Origin of the sequence: Pseudomonas sp. I8001 (assembly GCF_013385345.1) — a bacterium.
Taxonomy (GTDB): Bacteria; Pseudomonadota; Gammaproteobacteria; order Pseudomonadales; family Pseudomonadaceae; genus Aquipseudomonas.
In genome coordinates this window covers 1-21,983 of sequence record NZ_JACAQC010000003.1, presented here as the reverse complement: position 1 = coordinate 21,983, position 21,983 = coordinate 1, and the positions used below count along the sequence as shown (strand labels likewise).

The following is a 21,983-nucleotide window of genomic DNA, read 5'->3' as shown; positions in this document are numbered from 1 at the left end:
GATTTCCCGAGTGTTCGCGGCTGCGCATACTGCGCCACAGATAAAGAACAAGGAATAACCATGAAGGTCGAATTTGCCCAGCTGGCAGGCCGCGATAACGGCACAGCTTACAACCTTGAGCGCGCGTTGGCGGCAATTGCTGCGTGTGCGGCGGATACCCAATTGGTCGTATTCCCGGAAACCCACCTGATGGGCTTCCCGACCGCCGGCACCGTGGCCGAGGTGGCCGAGCCGGTGGACGGCCCGACCGTGCAGGCGATTATCCAGGCCGCCCGTGCGCGCAACATCGCCGTGGTCATCGGCATGGCCGAGAGCGACGCGGGCCAATTCTATAACACCACCTTGATGATCACCCCGGACGGCATCGCCCTGCGCTATCGCAAGACCCACCTGTGGGCCTCGGACCGCGGCGTCTTCACCCCGGGTGACCGCTACGCCACCTGCGTGTGGAACGGCGTGCGAGTCGGCCTGTTGATCTGCTACGACATCGAATTCCCGGAAACCGCCCGGGCCCTGGCGCAGTTGGGCGCTGAAGTGTTGATCGTCACCAACGGCAACATGGACCCGTACGGCCCCACCCACCGCACTGCGATCATGGCCCGCGCCCAGGAAAACCAGGCGTTCGCGCTGATGGTCAACCGAGTGGAAGAGGGCGACGACGGCCTGATGTTCGCCGGTGGCAGTGCGCTGGTCGACCCGTTCGGCAGCTTGCTGTTTGAAGCCGGGCGCGGGGAAGGGCAGTTCAGGGTTGAACTGGACCTGGGGCAACTGGCGGCGGCGCGACAGGACTATCGCTACCTGGATGACCAGCGCTTGAAATTGCCGGGGGAGGTGATTGAGCGCGAGGACGGGACGCGGGAATTGTTGATCCCCAAACCCTGACACGGGTCTCGTGGCAAGGATGCTGTTGTGGCGAGGGGGCTTGTCCCCCGTTGGAGTGCGAAGCGCTCCCGCTTTTTCTGGGGCCGCTTCGCAGCCCAACGGGGGACAAGCCCCCTCGCCACAGAAGCTGCATTTCACCAAAAAGCTGCTTCAACCATAAAAATTATTGCGTTCGCTGCACCGACTTCAGTTCTGCCATAAATCTAATAATTGCGCGGAGAATCGCTCATGGCTCGTTTGCAACGCACCCTGTCGTTAGGGTCGGTGGTGCTGTTTGGCATCGCCTATATGACACCGATCATTGTCCTGGGCACCTTCGGTATCCTGGCGCAATCCACCGCCGGCATGGTCCCGGCCGCTTACCTGGCCGCCCTGGTGGCGATGTTCTTTACCGCCATGAGCTACGGCCGCATGGCCTCGGCGTTCCCGGTGGCCGGGTCCGCCTACAGCTATGTGCGCAAGGCCATCAGCCCCAAGCTCGGGTTTATCGCCGGTTGGGCGGTGTTGCTCGACTACCTGTTCCTGCCCATGGCCATCTGGCTGATCGGCGCGGCCTACCTGCATTCGGCCTTCCCGGCCGTGCCGCAATGGGTCTGGGTACTGGCGTTTATCGGGGTCACCAGTGTGATCAACATCATCGGCCTGAAACTCGCCAACGGCATCAACGCCTTGCTGATGCTGGTGCAGTTCCTGGTGCTGGTCGCCTTCGTCGCGCTGTGCATCCACTACATCGGCGGTGATGCGAGCAAGCCGCTGTGGACCATCACCCCGTTCTTCAACGGCCAGATGCAAATGCCGTTGATCATGAGCGGCGCGGCGATCGCCTGCTATTCGTTCCTGGGCTTTGACGCGGTCAGCACCCTGACCGAAGAAACCCGCGACCCGCGCCGCACGATTCCCCGGGCGATCATGCTGATCACCCTGATCGGCGGGCTGATCTTCGTCGGTGTGTCGTACTTCGTGCAGATCGCCCACCCATCGTTTGAGTTCACCGACGTGGATTCTGCCGCCTACGAGATTGCCCGCAACATTGGCGGCGACCTGTTTGTGTCGATCTTCCTGATCGGCCTGATCGTCGGCCAGTTCGCCTCGGGGCTGTCGGCGCAGGCCAGCGGTTCGCGGTTGCTGTTTGCGATGGGGCGCGACGGGGTGTTGCCCAAGTCGTTCTTCGGTACCTTGCACGCGCGCTTCGGTACGCCGGTCAACAGCATCCTGCTGTGCGCGGTGGTTGCGTTACTGGCGTTGAGACTGGACGTCACTACCTCCACCTCGTTCATCAACTTCGGTGCGTTCCTGGCTTTCAGCCTGGTGAACCTGTCGGTGATCTTCCACTACTGGATCGGTGCCAAGCAGCGCGGTTTGCGGGAGTTGGTGCTGTTCCTGGTGTTCCCGACCATCGGCCTGGTGGCGGATTTGTGGTTGATGGTCAGCCTTGATCACCTGGCGATTTACCTGGGCCTGAGCTGGTTGGCGATTGGCCTGGTGTACCTGGGTTTCCTGACGCGGGGCTTCTCCCGGCAGCCCCCGGAAATGGACTTTCAGGAAGCCGCATAGAAGCTCGGGATCTATTCTTATTGCAATCGGTTCTCGTTTGGGTGCATCATTTGTGTTACTGTATAACACTTGATGTTCACCCAGACGCCCCGGAGGCCTTATGAAACCTGGTATCCACCCCGACTACCGCACCGTGTTGTTCCATGACACCGCCGCCGACGTTTTCTTCCTGATCGGTTCCACCGTGGAAACCGACCGTACGCAACAACACAGCGACGGCAACACCTATCCCTACGTGCTCCTGGACGTGTCCAGCGCCTCGCACCCGGTGTACACCGGCCAACAGCGCAAGACCCAGTCCGAAGGCCGCATCGCCGGCTTCAACAAGCGATTTGCGTCGTTTGGTTCGGCCGGTAAAACCGCCGAGGCGTGATGCACCGCGCGTTACCTCAGGGCCGCTTCATTCAATGAAGTGGCCCTTTTTTATGCCCATCTGACGAAGTGATGTCGCAAGGCCATCACTGCAAAGAAAAACCGACTAAACTGCTGGGTAATGGCCAGGAGGCTGTTACCTTGACCGTAGGACACGCACATCGACGCTATACGAGGTGCCCCATGGGAGAGTCAGTGACCTTCGCAAATCCCGACCGCCCGGTAGTGCTGTTGATTGACGCACACCCGGACGTGCTGGACCGCCTGACGCAGTTGCTGCGCCTGGAACCCTTTGAATTATGCAGCGCCACCGACGCCGCTCACGCGCTGGCGATTCTGGCGCAGCAACCCGTCGACCTGGTGATGAGTGCCGCGCGCCTGCCGGACATGGACGGCGCCACCCTGCTTGCGCAGATCCACCATGATTACCCGCACACCGTGCGCATCCTGCTGACCGGTGAAACCGACCTGACGCTGATCATCAAGGCCATCAACGAAGGGCAGATCTACCGCTACCTGAGCAAACCCTGGAAAGACGAAGAACTGCTGCTGGCGTTGCGGCAATCCCTGGCCCATCAACATTCCGAGCGTGAGCGCCTGCGCCTGGAGCAATTGACCCGCCAGCAGAACGACGAACTCAAGCAACTCAACGCCAGCCTGGAAAAACGCGTGGCCTCACGCACCAGCGAGCTGCAGCAAACCGCTGACATGCTCGACTTGGCCTACGAAGAACTCAAACACAGCTACGCCACCGGCACCGAAGTGTTCTCGCTGCTGGCCAACCTGCGCTTGCCCCGAGCCAAGCAAACCAACCGGCAGATCATCGAGCTGGTGCGCACCTGGTGCCACGGCCGCGGCCTGGATGAGGCCAGCAATCGCGACCTGACCATGGCCGCCGCGCTCTACAACATCGGCAAGTTGAGTTGGAGCGACAACATGATGGTCTCTCCCAGCGACCTGCTGCACAGCACCTACCGTGAGCGGTACCGGGCGTATCCGGCCCAGAGCGAATCGTTGCTGATGACCCTGGAACCGATGAAAGACGCGGCACGCTTGATCCGCCATCACCAGGAACGCTGGGACGGCAGCGGCTTTCCCGACCACCTCAAGGGCGAAGCAATACCTGTAGGTTCGCGCCTGTTGAAACTGGCGGTGGACTTCATCGAATTGCAACGCGGCTTGATCCTTGAGCGGCAGATGAACAGCGACGAAGCGCTGCTCTACATCCGCAAATACGCCGGGCGCCTTTACGACCCGGACATGGTCGAGGACTTCATCCAGGCCTGCGCCGCGTTCCTCAGCGACGTGACCCTGGGCGACCCGTCGGTGAAGGTCCTGACCACCCGCGAACTGGCCGAAGGCATGGTGCTGGCGCGCAACCTCAACGCCGACAACGGCATGCTGCTGCTCAACGCCGGCAAGGTGTTGAACCTGCCGCTGGTGGACAAGCTGATTGCGTTCGAGGCCATGGAAGGGGCGAAGTACAGCGTGTTCATCAAGGAGCCGGATGAGGCACTGCTTTCGGGGTGAGACCGGTTCATGGGATCCTTGCGCCTTTGTATTCAAGGCGACCTTTTCATGACCTCCACCATTCGCATCGCCGCCGCCCTGCTGATCGGCAGCGACGGCCAGACCCTGCTGGTACGCAAGCGCGGCACCCAGGCCTTCATGCAGCCGGGCGGCAAGATCGATGCCGGCGAGCAACCCGCAGAGGCTTTGGCCCGTGAGCTGCACGAAGAACTGGGCCTGCGAGTTGATCCGGAGGCGGCTGTGTACCTTGGGCAGTTCTCGGCGCCGGCGGCGAATGAGCCGGGGTTTGTGGTGCAGGCCGAATTGTTCCAGGTGCACATCGACGTGGCGGTGATGCCGGCTGCCGAGATTGAAGAGGTGTGCTGGATCGACCCGGCGGGCGACGGCGGTTTGCAGCTTGCGCCGCTGACCCGGGATTTGATTCTGCCGTTCTACCGCGCCTCTCTGATCCCTGCCTGATCTTGTGGCGAGGGAGCAAGCTCCCTCGCCACAGGTATCCGCTACAGGTCAGCGAACGGCGCTGACGCCGTCCAGGGTCGAAAACGAGGTGTCCTTGGCCGTCAGCAGAAAATCACGCATGTACGGCGCGTCCAGCATGTCGGCGCGAATCCCGGCGTACAGCGTGGCAAACAAACCTTTCTCCCCCAGCCGCTTGGCCTTCACATACCCCCGGGAGCTGTATTCATGCAGCGCCCAATGGGGCATGCCGCACACGCCGCGACCGCTGGCCACCAACTGCATCATCATCACCGTCAGTTCCGAGGTGCGCACCTGGGCCGGTTCTACATCTGCCGGTTCCAGGAAGCGGGTGAAGATGTCCAGGCGATCCCGTTCCACCGGGTAGGTGATCAGGGTTTCGCTGATCAGGTCTTCGGGCACGATGTACGGCTTGTTCGCCAGCGGGTGCTGGTTGGCCACGGCGAGCATGGCTTCGTAGGTGAACAGCGGTACATAGGTGATGCCCGGCAGCTCCAGCGGGTCCGAGGTCACCACCAGGTCCAGGTCGCCACGGGCCAGGGCCGGCAGCGGCGCGAAGGCGAAGCCGGAGGCCAGGTCCAGCTCGACTTCCGGCCAGGCATCGCGGAACTGGTCGATGGTCGGCATCAACCACTGGAAGCAACTGTGGCACTCGATGGCCATGTGCAAACGCCCGGCCGTGCCGCCGGCCAGGCGCGCGATGTCGCGTTCGGCACCGCGCAGCAAGGGCAGGGTGGCGTCCGCCAGTTGCAGCAGGCGCAGGCCGGCGCTGGTGAAGCGCAGCGGCTTGGTCTTGCGCACGAATAACTGCATGCCCATGCGCTCTTCCAGTTCCTTGAACTGGTGGGAGAGTGCTGATTGCGTCAGGTGCAGGCGCTCAGCGGCCTCCACCAGGCTGTCGGCTTCGCGCAAGGCGTGCAGGGTCTTGAGATGGCGGATTTCGAGCACGGGGTCTCCATGAATATAACTTGTGACAAATTCGGATCGGTTGAGTTTGTCTCATGTTGTTATGTGTGTCGACCGTCGTGCGCAAGTCCCGCCGCCTTTACACCCCGGCAAAGTGCCGGGTGGCCAGCGCTCGCCCGATATTGCCGCGCCAGATAGGGTCCACCGCGACCCCGGCTTGCGCCTGGGCGACTTGCCATTGCAGGCCCAGGTTGCGCTGCTCGGGAATCTTCAAGTGGGCCTTGATGAACTCGTCGAACTGCGCCCCGGCCTTGTCGTAATGAAAGTGCGCATACCACAGGGTGGCGGGCGGCGTTTGTGTCAGGTCCTGAATCACGTATTCCTGAAGAAAATCCGCCCGTCCTTTCTTGCCTTCATTGAGGTTGCGGGCCGGTTCGCCCTTGCGAATCTCCACCACCCGTTGTTCGCGAAGGTAGTCCAGATAGCCTTCGGTGGGGGTTTTGCTGGCGAGGGTCTGGCGGATTCGCAGGTTGCGGCCCTTGATGGTCAGCTCCGCGGCCTTGGCCCGCAACTGGCGCACGAGGTCTTCGGTGGGGTTCAGGCGTTCCAGGCGATTGGCCCGCAGGTTCAACTCGGCCGCTTCACTGACCAGCAGGTGCTCCAGGTCCACCGGCAGCATTTTTTGCTCGGTGTAGGCGGTGGCGCGGTTTTCGTACAGCGCGACGTTGTCCAGGCGAGCCCTGGCTTCGCTCACCACGAACGGCTTGACGTTGGACTCCGGCGGCGCGGGTTCCGAGGCGGCATTGTCCTTGAGCCGGGACTTGCCGCCGGGGCCCTTGATCCAGGTCTCGGACCGCCCTCTGGCGCTATCGACCCGGTAAGTGGTGGCCTGGGTTTGCGGGTCTATGATCTCGGTACCTACCAGGGAAATATTGTCCTCGGTGTCGAATACCCGCCGTACAGGTTGCCCGGCCGGTGGGCGGCTTGCCGGCGACTCCTTGATGGCCCGGCGGGCGAGTTCGATCATCTGGTCAATGTCGACGAAAAACGCACTGAGTTGCGCCTGGTCGAAATGCTGGGGGTAACCGAGGTTCCAGGTGCGGATGGTCAGCCGGAATTGTTCATAGGCCTGTATGCAGTCTTCCAGCACCTTGCGCCGCTGTGTGATGTTGGCAGTGGCGTTAGGCAATTCAAAATGCGAAGCCTGGGCCCGGTTGACCTTGGCATAGCTGTCACGGGCCTGGGCTCTAAGGTACCACCAGGACAGTTCGGTCACTTCGGGGTATACCTCAAGGGTGTCGAAGCGGTGCGCCAGCCTCAGGTGCATGCGGTAGTTGTCATTAAGCACGTGTCGGAACCGTTCCAGCATCGGGCTTAGCCGGGCACGGTGGGCGGTGTCAGTCACCTGTTCGAACCAGCGATTGAATTGGGGAAAGTCGGCATCGATTATGTCCAGGTTGCGCAGAATCTCGACACTGATCCTTTTACGTTGCCGCAGAATGTCCAGCACGGCAGGAACAAGCGCCGGTGTGCCGAAAATCTCGGGGTTGATGGCGGTCATGTTATGGGTTCCAAGCTCCAGGATCCGTGCCTCGATCTGCTTGAAGTGATAGCGCGCCCGGTTCAGGGTGGTGAGGGTCAGGCGCGCCGCATTGCGGCTCATGTCCTCTCTGATCGCGCGCTGGCGGTTGCCGCTGGTAAAGGGCACGAACTCCGTCAGTTCCTGATACTGGCGGCTGTACAGCTCGATGTCCTGCTCGAAGGCTCTGCGGATCGCCGGGCCTGCGCTGTCGGTGCGGGCCATCAGTTCTTCGGTTCGGTTAATGGAGAGCGCAATCAGGTCTTCGCGGCTGTTGATACTGTTGGCCAGCGCCTGTTGGCGGCGCAGGGCGCGGTCGGTCCACCAGCGTGGCAAGTAATCACGGATCGACTGGGGCCAGATCGGATCAAGCACTTCGGCCATATGCCCGAGCACGCTGCCGCCACCCGCCAGGCCGCCCTTGAATGCGCTGCCGTAGACGCCGTAGTGAGTGTCCCATTCGCCGTTTTCATCCAGGGCAATCGGCTGCTTGTAGGTTTTGCTGCGGGTCGGGCTCAGGCGCCAGTCCAGGGGATCGCCGGCCAGCTCAACCTGATAGATGCGCCCGCGCCGCATGATGAAGTCGCCTTCGGTATGCCGGTACACATTGCGATAAAAACCGTGGGTCTGCGGTTGCAGCCCGGCCAGCGAGATCACTCCTTCATATTCATAACCGGCGAAACGCTGTGCCGCCCGCCGAGCCTGGGTGACCGAGGGCAGGTGCAGGCTGGCGGCGCTGCTGGCCAGATGGCGCAATTGACGCTGGCGCGTGGCGGCGCGGGCGTTGACCGGCAGGGCGAGGCTGCCCGGCAGAATGTCCATGGCGCAGTCGATCAGCGACAACAGCACCGCCTCGACCTCGGCCAGGCCATGGCCGACGTTCCCGCGCAAGAACGCAGCAGTGGCCAGGTTGGCACTGGACCAGGCGTCATACAACGCGACGACCGAACCCACGAAAGGCACCAGCCCCAGGGCGATTTTCAGGTAGTTGAAGATCAGCCCGGCGCGCAGCGCATTCTGCTCCAGCAACAAGGCCGCGTTGGAGCGCGAGGTCGCGCGATGCGCTTCTATGACGCGGCCCATATGGGCGTTCAGCAAATGGGCGGCCAGCGATGTGGTGGCCGGCCACGGGGTTCCGACGGCAAAGACCGGATCAAAATTCCGTTGCTGGGCCTGAGCGATCCGGGCGAGGTGGGCGGCGGTGTCGCCCTTGATGGCCAGGCCGGCCAGGTAGGCGCTCATGCCGCTGACCAGGCTGAGGTCGTAGAGCGCCTTGCGGGCCAGTTCCAGGCTCGCGTAGCGCCGCAGGTCCTGGTTGTCCGGGCTGTTTGGCAGGTACAGCAGGGTTGTGCCGGAGATTTGTTCCTGGATGAAGGTGACCCCTGACAGGGTGGTCGGACCGAAGTCGGTATCTTCACCGCCCGCACTCAGGGTGGCCGGCAGCAGCACGATTTTCTTGTCTTCCACCTGCCAGGCATCCGCGTTGTCGGCGTCGATGGCGATGTTCAGCAGCCGCAGATCGTTGTCGTCGAATCGCCCCAGGGCCCGGGCGCGTTTGCCTTGCAGCTTGAGCATCAGGCGCAGCGGCTCGGCCAGGCATTCGCGACGGTGCTGCGTGGTGAAAGGCGCCGCCGCGGGATCACCGAGGAAGGTGCGGGTGATCAAGCTTTCGTAGGCCCCGGCGAGGTCCAGCTCCTTGACCAGGGTCTTCAGGTATTCCAGGGACAGGCCGGTGGTCAGCCGGGTGGTTTCAGGGGCATTGGGGCCGGAGACATCGAGCTTCATGTAGGTCAGGCGCTGGGCCAGCGTCGGGTCGATGTTTTGCTGGGCCAGTTGCAACAATGACAGGGTGCTGCGGCGGGTACTGGGCACCGTCACATACTTGAACGGTGTACCCGGGCCCGCGTATTCGGACAGGTATTCGCGCTCCTGGCTGACCGTATCGGGCAGGTCCAGTTGCACCGACCAGGTGTGTTCAAGCTGGAAGTCTTCGCGCAGGCGTTGGTCCAGGCGGCGCTGGCCGAAGTCGTCGAAGGGTTCCAGCTCGCGTTCGAGCAATTGCTGCGAGCGATGCAGGGCGCTGATCTGCGCGTGTATCAGGTGCTTGAGCGCCAGGCGTTCATCTGCCGGCAACTGGCTCAACTCCCCAGGCAGTGCCCCGGCCAGGGTGCTGCTGCGTTGTTGCTCGAGCAGTTGTCCATACGCCAGTTCCCGCGCCGGGCACACCGGGGTTTGCAGGGTAAACAGGGTTTGCTCTTTGAGTCTGTCCAGGCCTTCGGTTCGCTCCTGGCCGAACGGAGGCACCGGGAAGAGGGAGATCAGCGCATACGCCTGTTGTTCGCTGGCGTACAGCTGCTGTTGCAACGAGTATTCAATCGGGTCGCCGGTGAGCAGCGACAATTGCAGGGTGACGTCCTGCGCTTCGCTCGACAGCTTGAACAGCGAGTGTTCCAGGGCTTGGCGGGATTCGAAATGCTGCAGGCCGCCTGCATTGCCGGGCCAGTACAGCAACAGGCTGTGGGGCGCCGAAGAGGTCAGCGCGCTGGTCTGGGTGATGAGCAACAGGCCTGTCAGCTCCTCGGAACCTTCCCTTGGGTCACGGCTGGAGAGGATCAGGCGGGTCACCGCGACAGCCGGGCGGCGTTCCGGGGCCGCGGGGTGTTCCGTGACGGCCAGGAGCAGGCCGTGTTCTTCATCGTTGATCTGCTGGAGCGCATGCTGGATGGCGCCCTCGGCGCGCAGGGCGGCGAGCCGCGCCTGGTAGAGCGCGTCATAGTCCGGATTGGGTTTTTGCCGCAGCTCAAGTTGATCGAAGGCGGCTTTTTTTGCCAGCAGGCCGCTGGCGGCATCATTGCCGGCCTGCTCTGCGTCTTTCAGCGCCTGCATCAAACCCTTCAACTGCGCCAGCCGGGCGGTTTGCTCAGGGCCATCGCCCAGGAAGCGCTCCAGTGCGCTGCGTTGCAGCCTGATCGCGGCCCAGCGTTGGCCCAGGGCAATGTCGGCGCTGAGGTGGCCGAAGGGCAGGGCAGGAGGCAGGTCGTCAGCGTCCGGGCCGGGCGTATCTGCCGGTTGATGCGGTGCGATAAGCATCGGGATTTCCCGGCGCTGGCTGTCCAGGCGGTCGGCATCATCCAGGGCATGGCTGGCGTAACGGGCCAGGTCACTGCCATTGCGATGACGGTTGCGCAGGCTTTCCAGCTGAGCCGCGTGCAGGTGCGACAGCAGGTCCAGAATGCCGTGCTCCAGGGGTTCGGTGCGCGAGCTGTATTCGACGGTGACAGCGTCAGCCGCGACGTCCGGCGGGATCAGTTGCTGATGCGCTGCGACCAGCCACTGCTCCATGTCGCGGCGTTGGCTGAAGACCATCACGCCGGGTTGCCGGCAGGGCAGGTACAGGGTTTGTGTCAACAGCGGCTCCTGGCCCACGGAGATGACCCAGGCGCCAGCCAATTTGACCTTGCTCTGGTCGGGCAGCAGCAACGCCAGCTGGCAGGTCTCGACGGGGCGTACGCCATTGGGGGTGGTGACCGGGTTGAGCACTGTCTGCAACGAGATCAGTTGTTGGGCACCCAGCCTTCCCTGGGCATAGGCCGATTGCCCGCAGGCCTCGAAATGCTGGCAGTACAGTTGTGCCGCCCGCTCGCGACGGGACAACGGCGTACCCGGCGCCCGGGTACTCCAATAGTTTTCCCAGCGGGCGCTGAGCAGTTTCCCCAGGCCCAGTGCCTGGAGCCGCTTGAGCAATTGCACGGGCGTGAGGGCTGACAGGCGGTGGGACGCCAGGCCGACCACGGTGCTGCGCGTATCCAGGGTGGGGGAGATGTCTGGAAACTGGCAGATAAATCCCCAGGCATCCACCAGGCTGACGAAGTGCTCGTCGTGATCTTCGGTCTTGAGAAATCCCAGGCCGACCGGTGCGGCGCCCAGTTGCCAATGCTCTGTGAGCAGTTGTTCGATGGAGTCGCGCACGCCGGGTGCCTGGGCAATCAGTTGATGCAGCTCCTGTTGGCTTTCGCGCCAGCGCGCTGAGGCTTGCAGGGACAGGCTCTGGTCCTGGAGGCGGGCCTGGCCTGGAAGCGACGGTGAGGCGAAGTCGCTCAGGGTGGCAGACGGGGGAAGTAGGGTGAGGTCACTCATGATGGTGTGTTCATGCTCTGGTGAGACCGGGCTTGCCGGTGAATGCACCATTAAAAAGGCGGGGCCAGGGCGTGAGGTGATAGATAGATACGCGGATGACCGTTGGGCGCCCTTCATCAAACTGTCACTGAACTGTGGCAGCGCGCTTGTACAAATTTCATCAGACTCGCGCTCTACTGGGGTTCTGCGTTTCGGTGTTTTTCATGCGCGTGTTGTTTTTCATGGCCGCTCTGTTATTCGGCCTGCCGTCCTTTGCGGCTTCTCGATGTGATGTGAATGTCCCGACTGAACGGGTTGATCTGGAACAGGTGAGCCTGGCCTACCAGAGCATTGGTCGTGCCTCCGACCCGGCCTTGCTGCTGGTGATGGGCCTGGGCGGGCAGTTGATCCACTGGCCGGACGAGGTGGTGGTGGCCCTGTGTGAGCAGGGCTTTCGGGTGATTCGTTATGACAACCGTGATGTCGGGCTGTCCACCTGGCGCCAGGCACCGGCCAGCGCCAACCTGACCTTTGAAGTGCTGCGCTACAAGCTCGGCCTGCCGGTGGCGGCGCCCTACACCCTGACCGACATGGCGGACGACGCACTGGGCTTGATGGACGGCTTGCACATCCAGCAATTCCACGTGCTGGGCGCGAGCATGGGCGGCATGATCGCCCAGCACCTGGCGGCCATGGCGCCGCAACGGGTGGAAAGCCTGACGCTGATCATGACCAGCTCCGGCGCCGAAGGCCTGCCGGCACCGAGTGCGGCGCTGGTGCAACTGTTGTCGCGCCGCAGCGCGCCCAATCGTGAAGTGGCCCTGGAACAACAGGCCGACCTGCTGGCGGCGCTGGGCAGTCCTTATGTGAAGGATGACCGCAAGGTGCTGTTGCAGCAGGCGGCGCAGTCGTACGACCGGGCGTTCAACCCTGACGGTGTGAAGCGCCAGATCATGGCGATCCTTGCCGAACCGAGCCGGGTGCCGTTGCTCAATCAACTGCGGGTGCCGACGCTGGTGGTGCATGGCACGGCCGATCCGTTGTTGCCGGTGATGCATGGGGTGCACCTGGCGGCGCATATCCAGGGCAGCCAGCTGCGGCTGATTCCGGGGCTGGCCCATCGTTTCCAGGAGGCGTTCAAGGCGCCGTTGCTGGCGGCGGTCTTGCCCTACTTGCAAGAGCATCGGCAGGATGCGGCGCATTGGGCGCAGATCGACCCGGTGGTGCCTGCGAAGGTTTTGTAAGGGCTTGACGGGGTGTATCGTGGGACCTTTCCGGCGTTTAATGCCAGCGAGGTTGCCTAGTCATGAGTACTCCCCTGAAAATCGATTTCGTCAGCGACGTGTCGTGTCCCTGGTGCATCATTGGCCTGCGTGGCTTGACCGAGGCCCTGGACCAACTGGGTCCGGAGGTGCAGGCCGAGATTCATTTCCAGCCGTTTGAGCTGAACCCCAACATGGCTGCCGAAGGGCAGAACATTACCGAGCACATCACTGAAAAGTACGGTTCCACGGCTGAGCAGTCCCAGGCTAACCGGGCGCGGATTCGTGATATGGGGGCGGAGTTGGGTTTTGCGTTTCGTACGGACGGGCAGAGTCGTATCTACAACACGTTTGATGCCCATCGTCTGTTGCATTGGGCGGGGCTTGAGGGGTTGCAGTACAACCTCAAGGAAGCATTGTTCAAGGCGTATTTCACTGACCAGCAGGATCCGTCTGATCACGGGACGTTGGCGGGGATTGCCGAGGGTGTTGGGCTGGACCGTGTGCGGGCAGAGGAAATTCTGGCTTCGGACGAATATGCCGCCGAGGTGCGGGAGCAGGAGCAGTTGTGGGTATCTCGCGGGGTGACTTCTGTGCCTACCATCGTGTTCAACGATCAGTACGCGGTGAGTGGTGGGCAGCCGGCTGAGGCGTTTGTCGGGGCGATTCGGCAGATTATCAGTGAGGCCAAGGGCTGAATGGGGCTGTCAGATAAAAATCAAAAGCAGCCGACCTGAGTGTTAGAAGCAAAAGCAGAGCCGCTTTATGTGGGAGCGGGCTTGCTCGCGAAGAACCAGAGGGCGCCGCGTTGAATCAGGAGGCCCAAGTCATCGTTAACGACCTTCGCGAGCAAGCCCGCTCCCACATTTGGAGCGTGCCCGCCTTTGATTTTGCTGTTGCTTCAATCAAACTTATAGCTGATGGCAGTCTGCACCTGCCCCTGATTCACATCCCCGGTCTCCTTGACGATGCTGCTATTGGCCGCTGACCCCACCAGGTGTATCCAACTGGCACTGGTCAACAGCGACCACTTCGCATCCAAAGGAAACTCAAAACTCTGCGTCAACGTCAGGTTCTGAAACCCGGCACTGGCGTTATACGGCCGAAACCCGGAGGCCGCAGCCTCATTGGCATCCACCCCGAAAAACGTCTGCGCCTGGCGGGCATCGGCAAAGTGCGCCATCAGGCCGGTGCTGCCGATAATGCCGCTCCCCAACGGATAACCCAACTCGCCGCCGAGCTTGCCCACAACCCCGCTTTGATCACGCGCCCCGCCCACGGCCTGACCCACCTGTGCATACACCCGCCAGAAATCAGCCGGAGCGTACTGAATAAAGCCTCCAACCTCGGCCATATCCGAAACATCACGCAAGCCCCGCAGCGACCCATTGGCCGTCCGCCCCGGCAAGTAGTTGATGTAAGGCCCGGCAGTAAAGCCATGGGTATTCAGGGCACTCCAGGTCAGCCCATCGTCGGTACCCAGGCTGACACTCCCCCAATCCAGATCGAAATACGGGATCGGCCGCGTTTCGTAGCGGCTGCCCGTCGGATCATGGGGCTGATAGCTGACGCCTGCGCCGACCTCGCCGGTAATTCCGTCCGCCAGCGCAGCGCCGCAAACGCCCCACAGCCCCAGCAAACCGGTGAATACAGCAAAAGTAACCCTGAACATGGAGCCATTTCCTTTTGTGAACATGCGCGCATGAACGCGCAAACACCCGACCTTAGGCAAGCACTCATCTAGGTTGTAGCAAGCTACAAAAATTGTAGCCAGTTCCGACACAACCAAATGCAAATACCCGCCAAACCCTTTGAAAACAGGGGGTGCGAGCACTTGGCACAGTCCATGCTCTAGCACTCTGCAAGCGCAACAGCGCGCTCCTACTTCATAGGTAAATGCAGATGATCCACTGGCATATCGTGTGTGACTTCGACGGGACTATCACTCCTACCGACGTCATCGACAACGTCCTCCAACGCTTCGCCGGCCCCGAGTGGGAAACCATCGAGCAGGAATGGCTGGATGGGCACATCGGTTCGCGCGAATGCCTGAGCCGTCAACTGGCGCTGATCAAGGCGACCCCGGCCGAGTTGCTGGCGTATTTCGACAGCGTCGAGATCGATCCGGACTTCCCGGACTTCGTCGACCACGTCATGGGCCTGGGCGCTTCCATTGAAGTGGTCAGCGATGGCATCGAACAAGGCATCGCGCGGATTCTGTCGCGCAACTACGTGACCTTGCTGCCGATCCTCGCCAACCGCCTGCGCCAGGTCGACCAGAACAGCTGGCGCATCGACTTCCCGTATGCCAGCGACGCCTGCCGTGCCGCCTCCGGCAACTGCAAGTGCAAGTCCACGCCGCGCAACAAGCGCGTGCTGGTGATCGGCGACGGCAAGTCCGACATGTGCGTAGCCTCCACCGCCGACTTCGTCTTCGCCAAGGCCAGCCTGGCCGACTACTGCGAAACCAACAACATCCCTTACGCGCGGTTCGACACCTTCGCCGAACTGCCGGCATTGCTGGCCAAGCTGCCTCAGGGCATCGCCGCCAACGCCACCTCCTTCAGCACCTCTTCCGACAATCAGGAACTCTTCCACCATGTCTGATATCCGCATCGCTACCGCAGAAGACCAGGTTCTTCTGGATAAAGAAGCCAAGTACTGCTCCTACGGCGACACCGTTCACTACATCGACCCGCCGCGCATTTTCAGCCGCTGCGAAGGCTCCTACGTGTGGGACACCGAAGACCAGGCTTACCTCGACCTGCAAATGTGGTACTCGGCCGTTAACTTCGGTTACGCCAATCCGCGCCTGAACAACGCGCTGAAACAGCAGATCGACACCCTGCCGCAAATCGCCAGCCAGTACCTGCACAAAGGCAAGATCGAGCTGTCGGAAATGATCGCAGTCGACGCCAAGAAAAAATTCGGCCTCGACGGTCGTGTGCACTTCAACGTGGGCGGTTCGCAGTCCATCGAAGACTCCCTGAAGGTGGTGCGTAACGCCACTAACGGCAAGAGCCTGATGTTCGCCTTCGAAGGCGGCTACCACGGCCGTACCCTTGGCGCTTCGTCGATCACTTCGAGCTACCGCTACCGTCGTCGCTATGGCCACTTCGGCGAGCGCGCCAACTTCATCCCGTTCCCGTACCACTTCCGCGGCCCTAAAGGCATGACCAAGGAAGAATACGGCAGCCACTGCGTGCAGCAGTTCGCCCGTCTGTTCGAAACCGAATACAACGGTGTGTGGGACCCGAAAGTCGGCCAGAGCGAATACGCCGCCTTCTACGTCGAGCCGATCCAGGGCACCGGCGGCTACGTGATCCCGCCGATGAACTTCTACAGCGAGCTCAAGCAGGTCCTCGACCAGCACGGCATCCTGATGGTCGTCGACGAAATCCAGATGGGCTTCTGGCGTACCGGCAAGCTGTGGTCGATCGAACACTTCGACGTCAAGCCGGACGTGATCGTCTTCGGCAAGGCGCTGACCAACGGCCTGAACCCGCTGGGCGGCATCTGGGCCAAGGAAGAGTTGATCAACCCTAAGATCTTCCCGCCAGGCTCCACTCACTCCACCTTCGCGTCCAACCCGTTGGGCACCGCGGTAGGCCTGGAAATGTTCAAGATGACCAGCGAAGTCGACTACGGCGCGATGGTCATGGCCAAGGGCAAATACTTCCTGGCCGGCCTGCAAGAGCTGCAAAAGCGCTTCCCGATCATCGGCGACGTCGACGGCCTGGGCCTGGCACTGCGCTGCGAAATCTGCGGCCCGGACGGCTTCACTCCGGACAAGGCGACCCTGGACTACATGGTCGAGGAAGGCATGAAGGGCGACATGGTGGTTGACGGTCAGAAACTCGGCCTGATCCTCGACGTGGGCGGCTACTACAAGAACGTGATCACCCTGGCACCGTCCCTGGAAATCAGCTACCCGGAAATCGACCTGGGCCTGAAGCTGCTCGAGCAACTGCTTGTGCGAGCGACCAAACGGTGAGCAGCCACGAGATCGACCTCGGTGAAGGTGATGCCGGCTTCGTTCTCGGTAGCGGTCCGATTGGGATCTTGTTGATCCACGGCCTGACGGGCACCCCGACGGAACTCCGTCGGGTGGCCCAGGGGTTGGCCAAGGTCGGTAACTGCACGGTGTACGTGCCGACCCTGGCCGGCCACTGCGGGGACAACAGCGACCTGCAAGCCACCGGCTGGCAGGACTGGTACGAAGGCGTGCGCAAGACGTTCGTCGCGGTGAAACAGCGCCACGAGCAGGTATTCGTCGGCGGCTTGTCGATGGGCGCGGTGATGTCGATGTACGTGGCGTCGCAGTTCCCCGGCCAGGTTGCCGGCTTGCTGATGTACTCCACGACGTTGAAGTACGACGGCTGGAGCATCAACAAGATGGCGTTCATCACGCCCTTGCTGATCCGTATTCCCTTCGGTGTGCGCCTGTTCCGCTTTACTGAAAAGCCGCCCTACGGCATCAAGAACGAGCGCCTGCGGGCGATCGTCGAGCGGCAGATGAAGGAAGGGGAGAGCAGCGAGGCGGGTCTCTTGACCATGGAGGGCGTCACGGTGCGCGAGTTGCACTGGATGAATGCCGTGGTGAAGAAGCTCATGCCATCGATCAAGACCCCGGCCCTGGTGCTGCATTCCATCGAGGATGACATCACCAGCCGCTGGAACGCCGATTACGTGGAACGCCATCTCGGCGGCCCCGTGACCAAGATCCTGCTGGACAACTGCTACCACATGATCACCGTCGACCTGCAATACCGTCGGGTGATCGAGTTGAGTGCCGAGTTTGTCGGGCAGCACGCACACGCCACAGAGGCACCTGAAGATTATCGACAGCTGGCTTGAACCCTAAGGATTTGACGTGATCACCGCCCAAGCCTTTTCGACCATTCGGGCCATCGAACGCAGTGCCTGGAACGACTGTTTTCCCGATGCCCTGGAGGATTGGGACTATTACGTGGCCGTGGAAAACGCCGCTATTGATGACTTTCAGTGGCGCTACCTCGCGGTGTTTGACGATGCAAGGCTGGTGGCGGTCGCACCGGCGTTCATCACGCGGTATCGCCTGGACACCACCGTGTCAGGCGTAGGCAAGCGCTTTACCGAGCGCCTGGAGCGACTGTGGCCGGGTGTTTTGAAGCTGGGCCTGTATGCCATCGGCTCGCCGGTGGCGGAGCAGTGCAATGCGGGCATCGCCAGCCACGTTGCCGAATCAGGGCGCGAGGCTCTGCTTGCGCAATTGCTCGCTGCCGCGCGCCAGGATGCCGATACGTTCGGCGTCGGGCTGGTGGCGGTCAAGGATGCACCGACCAGGGACGAAGGCTGGTCAAACAGCTGCCTTGGCGCGGGTTTCCAGAGCATGCCCAGCCTGCCAACGGCCTTGTTGCCGATCCCTTTTGGTTCAGTGGACGCCTACCTCGGTTCCCTGGACAAAGCCACCCGCAAGGACCTGCGCCGCAAACTGCGTGCGCCGGGGCCGCGTGTCGAGTGGCGACGCAACATCGACGACGTACTGCCGCGCATCATGGCGCTGTATGAGGCCACCCTGGAACGCTCCGACCTGCAGTTCGAGCGACTGCCGGCAGGCTATTTCACCGGTATCCTTGAACAGCTGCAGGAACGTGCGGTCTGTGTGCTTTATTGGGTGGACGAGCAACTGGTGGCGTTCAACCTGATCCTGCTTAACCGGGATCGCCTGATTGACAAGTTTTTCGGCGAAGACAGTAACTACAGTCGCGAATACAGCCTGGCGGTGCGCAGTTGGTTAACCAACATCGACTACTGTATTCGCAACGATATTGCGTTATATGAATGTGGTCAGGCCGGCTATGCCAGCAAGTTGCTGCTGGGCTGCGAGTTCCAGGGCAACAGCATGTTTTTCCGCCACCGTAACTGGCTGGTCAACCGTGCGCTGTTCGTTGCAAAAGTGTTTCTCCGACCGGATCGATCCGACCCTGCCATGGCTGCTGCGATAAGCGAAACCTGATGATCAACAAGACCCGCCAAAAAGCCCGCCCCTTTGCCATTTCGCGTTGGAGCGTCCAGCGCAAGCTGGTGTTGGCGTTCTGGCTGGTGACGGTAATTCCGACGATGATCGCGGCGGAGCTGGCCGCCACGACGTTGTCGCAGATCTTCGACAGCAACGTGCGCATCTGGCTGCAGGAGTCGACCAAGATCGTCAAGGACGAGATCGGCGACATCCTCCACGACAACGCCCGGGTTGCCCAACTGTTCCTGCGCTATACCAAACCGCCGTCGTCGCGCCAGGCCGAGAAACACGACAAGCTGACCGCTGATATTGCCGCCGCCACCGACATCGACGTGGTCGCGCTGATCCGCAGCAGTGACCACAAAATCGTGTTTACCACCGCCGCCGACGACATCGTCAAGCAAATCAACCTGGCCAGTAATGCGGTGTTGCAGACGGTCGAAGTGGGTGGCGTGACCACCGGGGTTGTGGTGTCCACCTTCGAGACCAGCGAGGACGGCGTCGATTATCAACTGCTGGTGGCCACTTATCTGGACAGCAGTTTCCTGACCAGTGTGGCCGATGTGCATTCCCTCGACCTGCGCTTGTACCTGGCCAACCCCAGCGGGTTTTCGGAGATTTTCTCCACCCAGCGCTTTGTCGATCACCCCGCGCGGATTCCTTCGAGTATCGAATCTGCGCTGCGCAGCACCAAGCAGCCCAGCGAACAGTTCACCAACAACTACAGCGGTTTGTACTGGCCGATCTTCAACGATGCCGGCGAGCTGCAAGGGGTGATCTTCAGTGGCTTGCTGCGCCATACCAGCCTGGTGGGCCTGGTGAACCAGAGCAATCTGTTCGTGTTGATCTTCCTGCTCAGCTCGGCGTTGTCCCTTGGTGCGGGCATGCTGGTGTCCCAGCGCCTGACCCGGCCATTGCGGGATCTGTCCGAAGGCGTCAGCGCGGTGATCTCGGGTAACTATCAGCATCGTGTGGCGGTCAGCGGCGGCGACGAGCTGGCGCAACTGAGCAGCACCTTCAACCACATGACCGAGCGCCTCGGTGAGTTGCATCACCTGGAAGCGCAACTGCGCCGCCGCGACCGCCTGCATGCACTGGGCGAAGTCGCGATGGGCCTGGCCCACGAAATCCGCAACCCGCTGGGCATTATCAAGACGGCCACCCAATTGCTGCATCGCCGCGCCGATTTGCCGGAAACCGACAAGCGTCACCTCGAATATGTGATCAGCGAAGTCAGCCGGATCAACGACCTGATCACCGAATTCCTCGACTTCGCCAAACCCAGTGCACCGCTGCGCACCGTGCAGGCGGCACGCCCGGTGGTGGAGGAGATCCTCGGCTTCTGCGGGCCTGAGCTTGCGACCCATAACATCGACGCGCAAATTGATGATGCGGCTCCCGGCGCGACGATTTATGCCGATGCCAAGCAGCTCAAGCAGGCGTGCCTGAACCTGATTCTCAACGCCATCGACGCCATGCCCGGAGGCGGGCGCCTGACCCTGGGCATCCACAGCGTGGGCGGCAACACGGTGATCAGCATCGGCGATACCGGCGAGGGCATTGCGCCGGACATGATCGAGCGGATCTTCACACCATTCGTCACCACCAAGGCCTCGGGCACGGGCTTGGGTCTGGCCAAAGTGTTCTCGATCATGGAAAGTCATGACGGCAGCATCGAATGTGTCAGCGAGACAGATGCCGGCGCCACCTTCAGCCTGTACATTCCGGCCCAGGGTGCAGACGACGGCGATGATGAGGATGGTGATGACGCATAACGTATTGGTAGTTGACGACGAACCCAAGCTCTGTGACTTGCTTTCGTCGGCCTTGAGCCAGAGCGGGATCCAGGTGTTTACCGCCGGCAACGGTCTGCACGCGCTCAAGGTGCTGGAGCAGGAAGACATCGACCTGGTGATCAGCGACTGGCGCATGCCCGGCATGGACGGGCCGGCGCTGCTGGCGGAAATCAAGGTGCGCTACCCGCAGTTGCCGGTGATCGTGATGACCGCCTACAGCACCGTGAAAAACGCGGTGCAGTCGATGCGCAACGGCGCCTACGACTATATCGCCAAGCCCTTCGATATCGACGAGCTGGACATCACGGTGGCGAAGGCCCTGCAGTTCCGCGACATCATGCGCGACAACGCGCGCATGCGTGCCGAGTTGGATGAACATGCGCAGTTCGACAGCCTGGTGGGTGACAGCCCGGCGTTTCGCCGCGTGCTGCACGCCGTGGACTCGGTGCGCGACAGCAACGCTACGGTGCTGCTGACGGGCGAAAGCGGCACCGGCAAGGAGATGGTCGCCCGCGCCATCCACAAGCACGGCAACCGCGCCGACAAGCCGTTTGTGGCGGTCAACTGCGCGGCAATCCCCGAAGGTTTGCTGGAAAGCGAGATGTTCGGCCACCGCAAGGGCGCCTTCACTGGCGCCGTGGCGGATCGGGTCGGGCGCTTCATGCAGGCCGACAAGGGCACGTTGTTTCTCGATGAAGTGGGTGACATGCCGTTGGCGTTGCAGGCGAAAATCCTGCGGGCCTTGCAGGAGCGGGTGATCGAGCCGGTGGGTGACCCGCGCGAGCGCAAGGTGGATGTGCGAGTGATCGCTGCCACCAACAAGAATTTGCTGGATGCGGTGGCGAACAAAGAGTTTCGTGAAGACCTTTACTACCGCTTGAACGTATTTCCGATTCCGCTGCCGGCCTTGCGTGAGCGGGTGGAAGATATCGCGCCGCTGGCCCGGCACTTTGCCCAGACCTTGAGTGCCACGGCGGGCAAACGCATCACCGGTTTCAGCCCCGAGGCGTTGCAGGCCATGGCGGCGTATTCCTGGCCGGGCAATATTCGTGAGCTGCAGAACTGTGTGGAGCGGGCGACCATTGTCGCGGCGACGCCGGTGATCGAGGATATTGATTTGCCGGCGTATCTGTTTGCTTCGACGCCGGCTGAGGACGGGGTGGGCGCGATACTCAGCAACGGGCCGGGTGTGCCGCAGGATCTGGATGCGGCGCTGGCTGAGGTGGAGAAGGCTTACATCATGGCTGCGTTGCAGGAGAGCAACGGGGTGCAGGCTGCGGCGGCGCAGAAGATCGGGATTTCCGAGCGCAGTTTTTGGTATCGGTTGAAGAAGCTGGGGATTCAGGTGGACAAGATTGTTCGCTAGGGGGCGCTGAGCGGTTGCTTGGGGGCATATCCGTTATTTAGGTAACGGCGACTTATGGTTCCGCTCTTACAGCGGGTCACTTTTGGCAAACGCCCGGAATGCCGGCCCAGCCAAAAGTAAAAGGTCTTTGCCCCACCACTCG

The 21,983-nt window shown here is 61.8% G+C and carries 16 protein-coding genes; 13 read left to right on the top strand and 3 right to left on the bottom strand.

Annotated elements, in window-relative coordinates:
• Window positions 1-60 precede the first annotated feature (60 nt).
• The 5 genes from HX839_RS01290 to HX839_RS01270 all read left to right on the top strand — a co-directional run bounded on the left by HX839_RS01290 (window position 61) and on the right by HX839_RS01270 (window position 4,797).
• Window positions 61-882, top strand: a complete 822-nt coding sequence (locus tag HX839_RS01290) for a carbon-nitrogen hydrolase family protein (RefSeq protein ID WP_102369845.1) — start codon at window positions 61-63, stop codon at window positions 880-882.
• A 228-nt stretch (window positions 883-1,110) separates the two neighbouring features.
• Window positions 1,111-2,436, top strand: coding sequence for an APC family permease (locus HX839_RS01285; protein WP_003216451.1), 1,326 nt, complete (start codon window positions 1,111-1,113; stop codon window positions 2,434-2,436).
• A gap of 100 nt (window positions 2,437-2,536) precedes the next feature.
• Entirely contained in the window at window positions 2,537-2,809 is a 273-nt protein-coding gene (locus HX839_RS01280) for a type B 50S ribosomal protein L31 (RefSeq protein WP_003216453.1), read from the top strand.
• Window positions 2,810-2,991: 182 nt separating this feature from the next.
• Window positions 2,992-4,338, top strand: coding sequence for an HD domain-containing phosphohydrolase (locus tag HX839_RS01275; RefSeq protein WP_023659212.1), 1,347 nt, complete (start codon window positions 2,992-2,994; stop codon window positions 4,336-4,338).
• A 48-nt stretch (window positions 4,339-4,386) separates the two neighbouring features.
• Complete coding sequence (locus tag HX839_RS01270) at window positions 4,387-4,797, top strand: NUDIX domain-containing protein (protein ID WP_177066630.1); 411 nt, start codon at window positions 4,387-4,389, stop codon at window positions 4,795-4,797.
• A gap of 48 nt (window positions 4,798-4,845) precedes the next feature.
• Here HX839_RS01270 and metR read toward each other — a convergent pair whose 3' ends face one another.
• Both metR and HX839_RS01260 read right to left on the bottom strand, forming a co-directional pair.
• Window positions 4,846-5,763, bottom strand: a complete 918-nt coding sequence (gene metR / locus HX839_RS01265; protein ID WP_003216460.1) for a transcriptional regulator MetR — start codon at window positions 5,761-5,763, stop codon at window positions 4,846-4,848.
• Window positions 5,764-5,860: 97 nt separating this feature from the next.
• A complete protein-coding gene (locus HX839_RS01260) occupies window positions 5,861-11,437 on the bottom strand; it encodes a dermonecrotic toxin domain-containing protein (RefSeq protein WP_177066629.1) in 5,577 nt (1,858 codons plus the stop codon).
• A gap of 203 nt (window positions 11,438-11,640) precedes the next feature.
• On the opposite strand from HX839_RS01260, the gene HX839_RS01255 reads away from it, so the two are divergent.
• Both HX839_RS01255 and HX839_RS01250 read left to right on the top strand, forming a co-directional pair.
• Window positions 11,641-12,660: an alpha/beta fold hydrolase gene (locus HX839_RS01255; protein WP_003216464.1), complete on the top strand. Its 1,020-nt coding sequence runs from the start codon at window positions 11,641-11,643 to the stop codon at window positions 12,658-12,660.
• Between the two features lie 62 nt (window positions 12,661-12,722).
• A complete protein-coding gene (locus HX839_RS01250; protein WP_003216466.1) occupies window positions 12,723-13,376 on the top strand; it encodes a DsbA family oxidoreductase in 654 nt (217 codons plus the stop codon).
• Window positions 13,377-13,579: 203 nt separating this feature from the next.
• Here HX839_RS01250 and HX839_RS01245 read toward each other — a convergent pair whose 3' ends face one another.
• Window positions 13,580-14,350, bottom strand: a complete 771-nt coding sequence (locus tag HX839_RS01245) for a MipA/OmpV family protein (protein WP_177020512.1) — start codon at window positions 14,348-14,350, stop codon at window positions 13,580-13,582.
• A 230-nt stretch (window positions 14,351-14,580) separates the two neighbouring features.
• Here HX839_RS01245 and HX839_RS01240 point away from each other — a divergent pair, with 230 nt between their 5' ends.
• The 6 genes from HX839_RS01240 to HX839_RS01215 are packed head-to-tail and all read left to right on the top strand — an operon-like array spanning window position 14,581 to window position 21,841.
• Window positions 14,581-15,285 (top strand): MtnX-like HAD-IB family phosphatase, encoded by a 705-nt coding sequence (locus tag HX839_RS01240; RefSeq protein ID WP_008435530.1) that lies wholly within the window; start codon window positions 14,581-14,583, stop codon window positions 15,283-15,285.
• Complete coding sequence (locus tag HX839_RS01235; protein WP_003216473.1) at window positions 15,278-16,672, top strand: aspartate aminotransferase family protein; 1,395 nt, start codon at window positions 15,278-15,280, stop codon at window positions 16,670-16,672. The genes HX839_RS01240 and HX839_RS01235 overlap by 8 nt, the downstream gene beginning before the upstream one ends.
• Window positions 16,669-17,535 carry a carboxylesterase gene (locus tag HX839_RS01230; RefSeq protein WP_003216475.1) on the top strand — a complete coding sequence of 289 codons (867 nt, stop codon included), beginning with the start codon at window positions 16,669-16,671 and terminating at the stop codon, window positions 17,533-17,535. The genes HX839_RS01235 and HX839_RS01230 overlap by 4 nt, the downstream gene beginning before the upstream one ends.
• A 16-nt stretch (window positions 17,536-17,551) precedes the next feature.
• A complete protein-coding gene (locus HX839_RS01225) occupies window positions 17,552-18,676 on the top strand; it encodes a GNAT family N-acetyltransferase (RefSeq protein ID WP_177020514.1) in 1,125 nt (374 codons plus the stop codon).
• Complete coding sequence (locus tag HX839_RS01220) at window positions 18,676-20,454, top strand: HAMP domain-containing sensor histidine kinase (protein WP_102369840.1); 1,779 nt, start codon at window positions 18,676-18,678, stop codon at window positions 20,452-20,454. The genes HX839_RS01225 and HX839_RS01220 overlap by 1 nt, the downstream gene beginning before the upstream one ends.
• Window positions 20,444-21,841: a sigma-54 dependent transcriptional regulator gene (locus tag HX839_RS01215; RefSeq protein WP_003216481.1), complete on the top strand. Its 1,398-nt coding sequence runs from the start codon at window positions 20,444-20,446 to the stop codon at window positions 21,839-21,841. Before HX839_RS01220 ends, HX839_RS01215 begins: the two co-directional genes overlap by 11 nt.
• Window positions 21,842-21,983 lie beyond the last annotated feature (142 nt).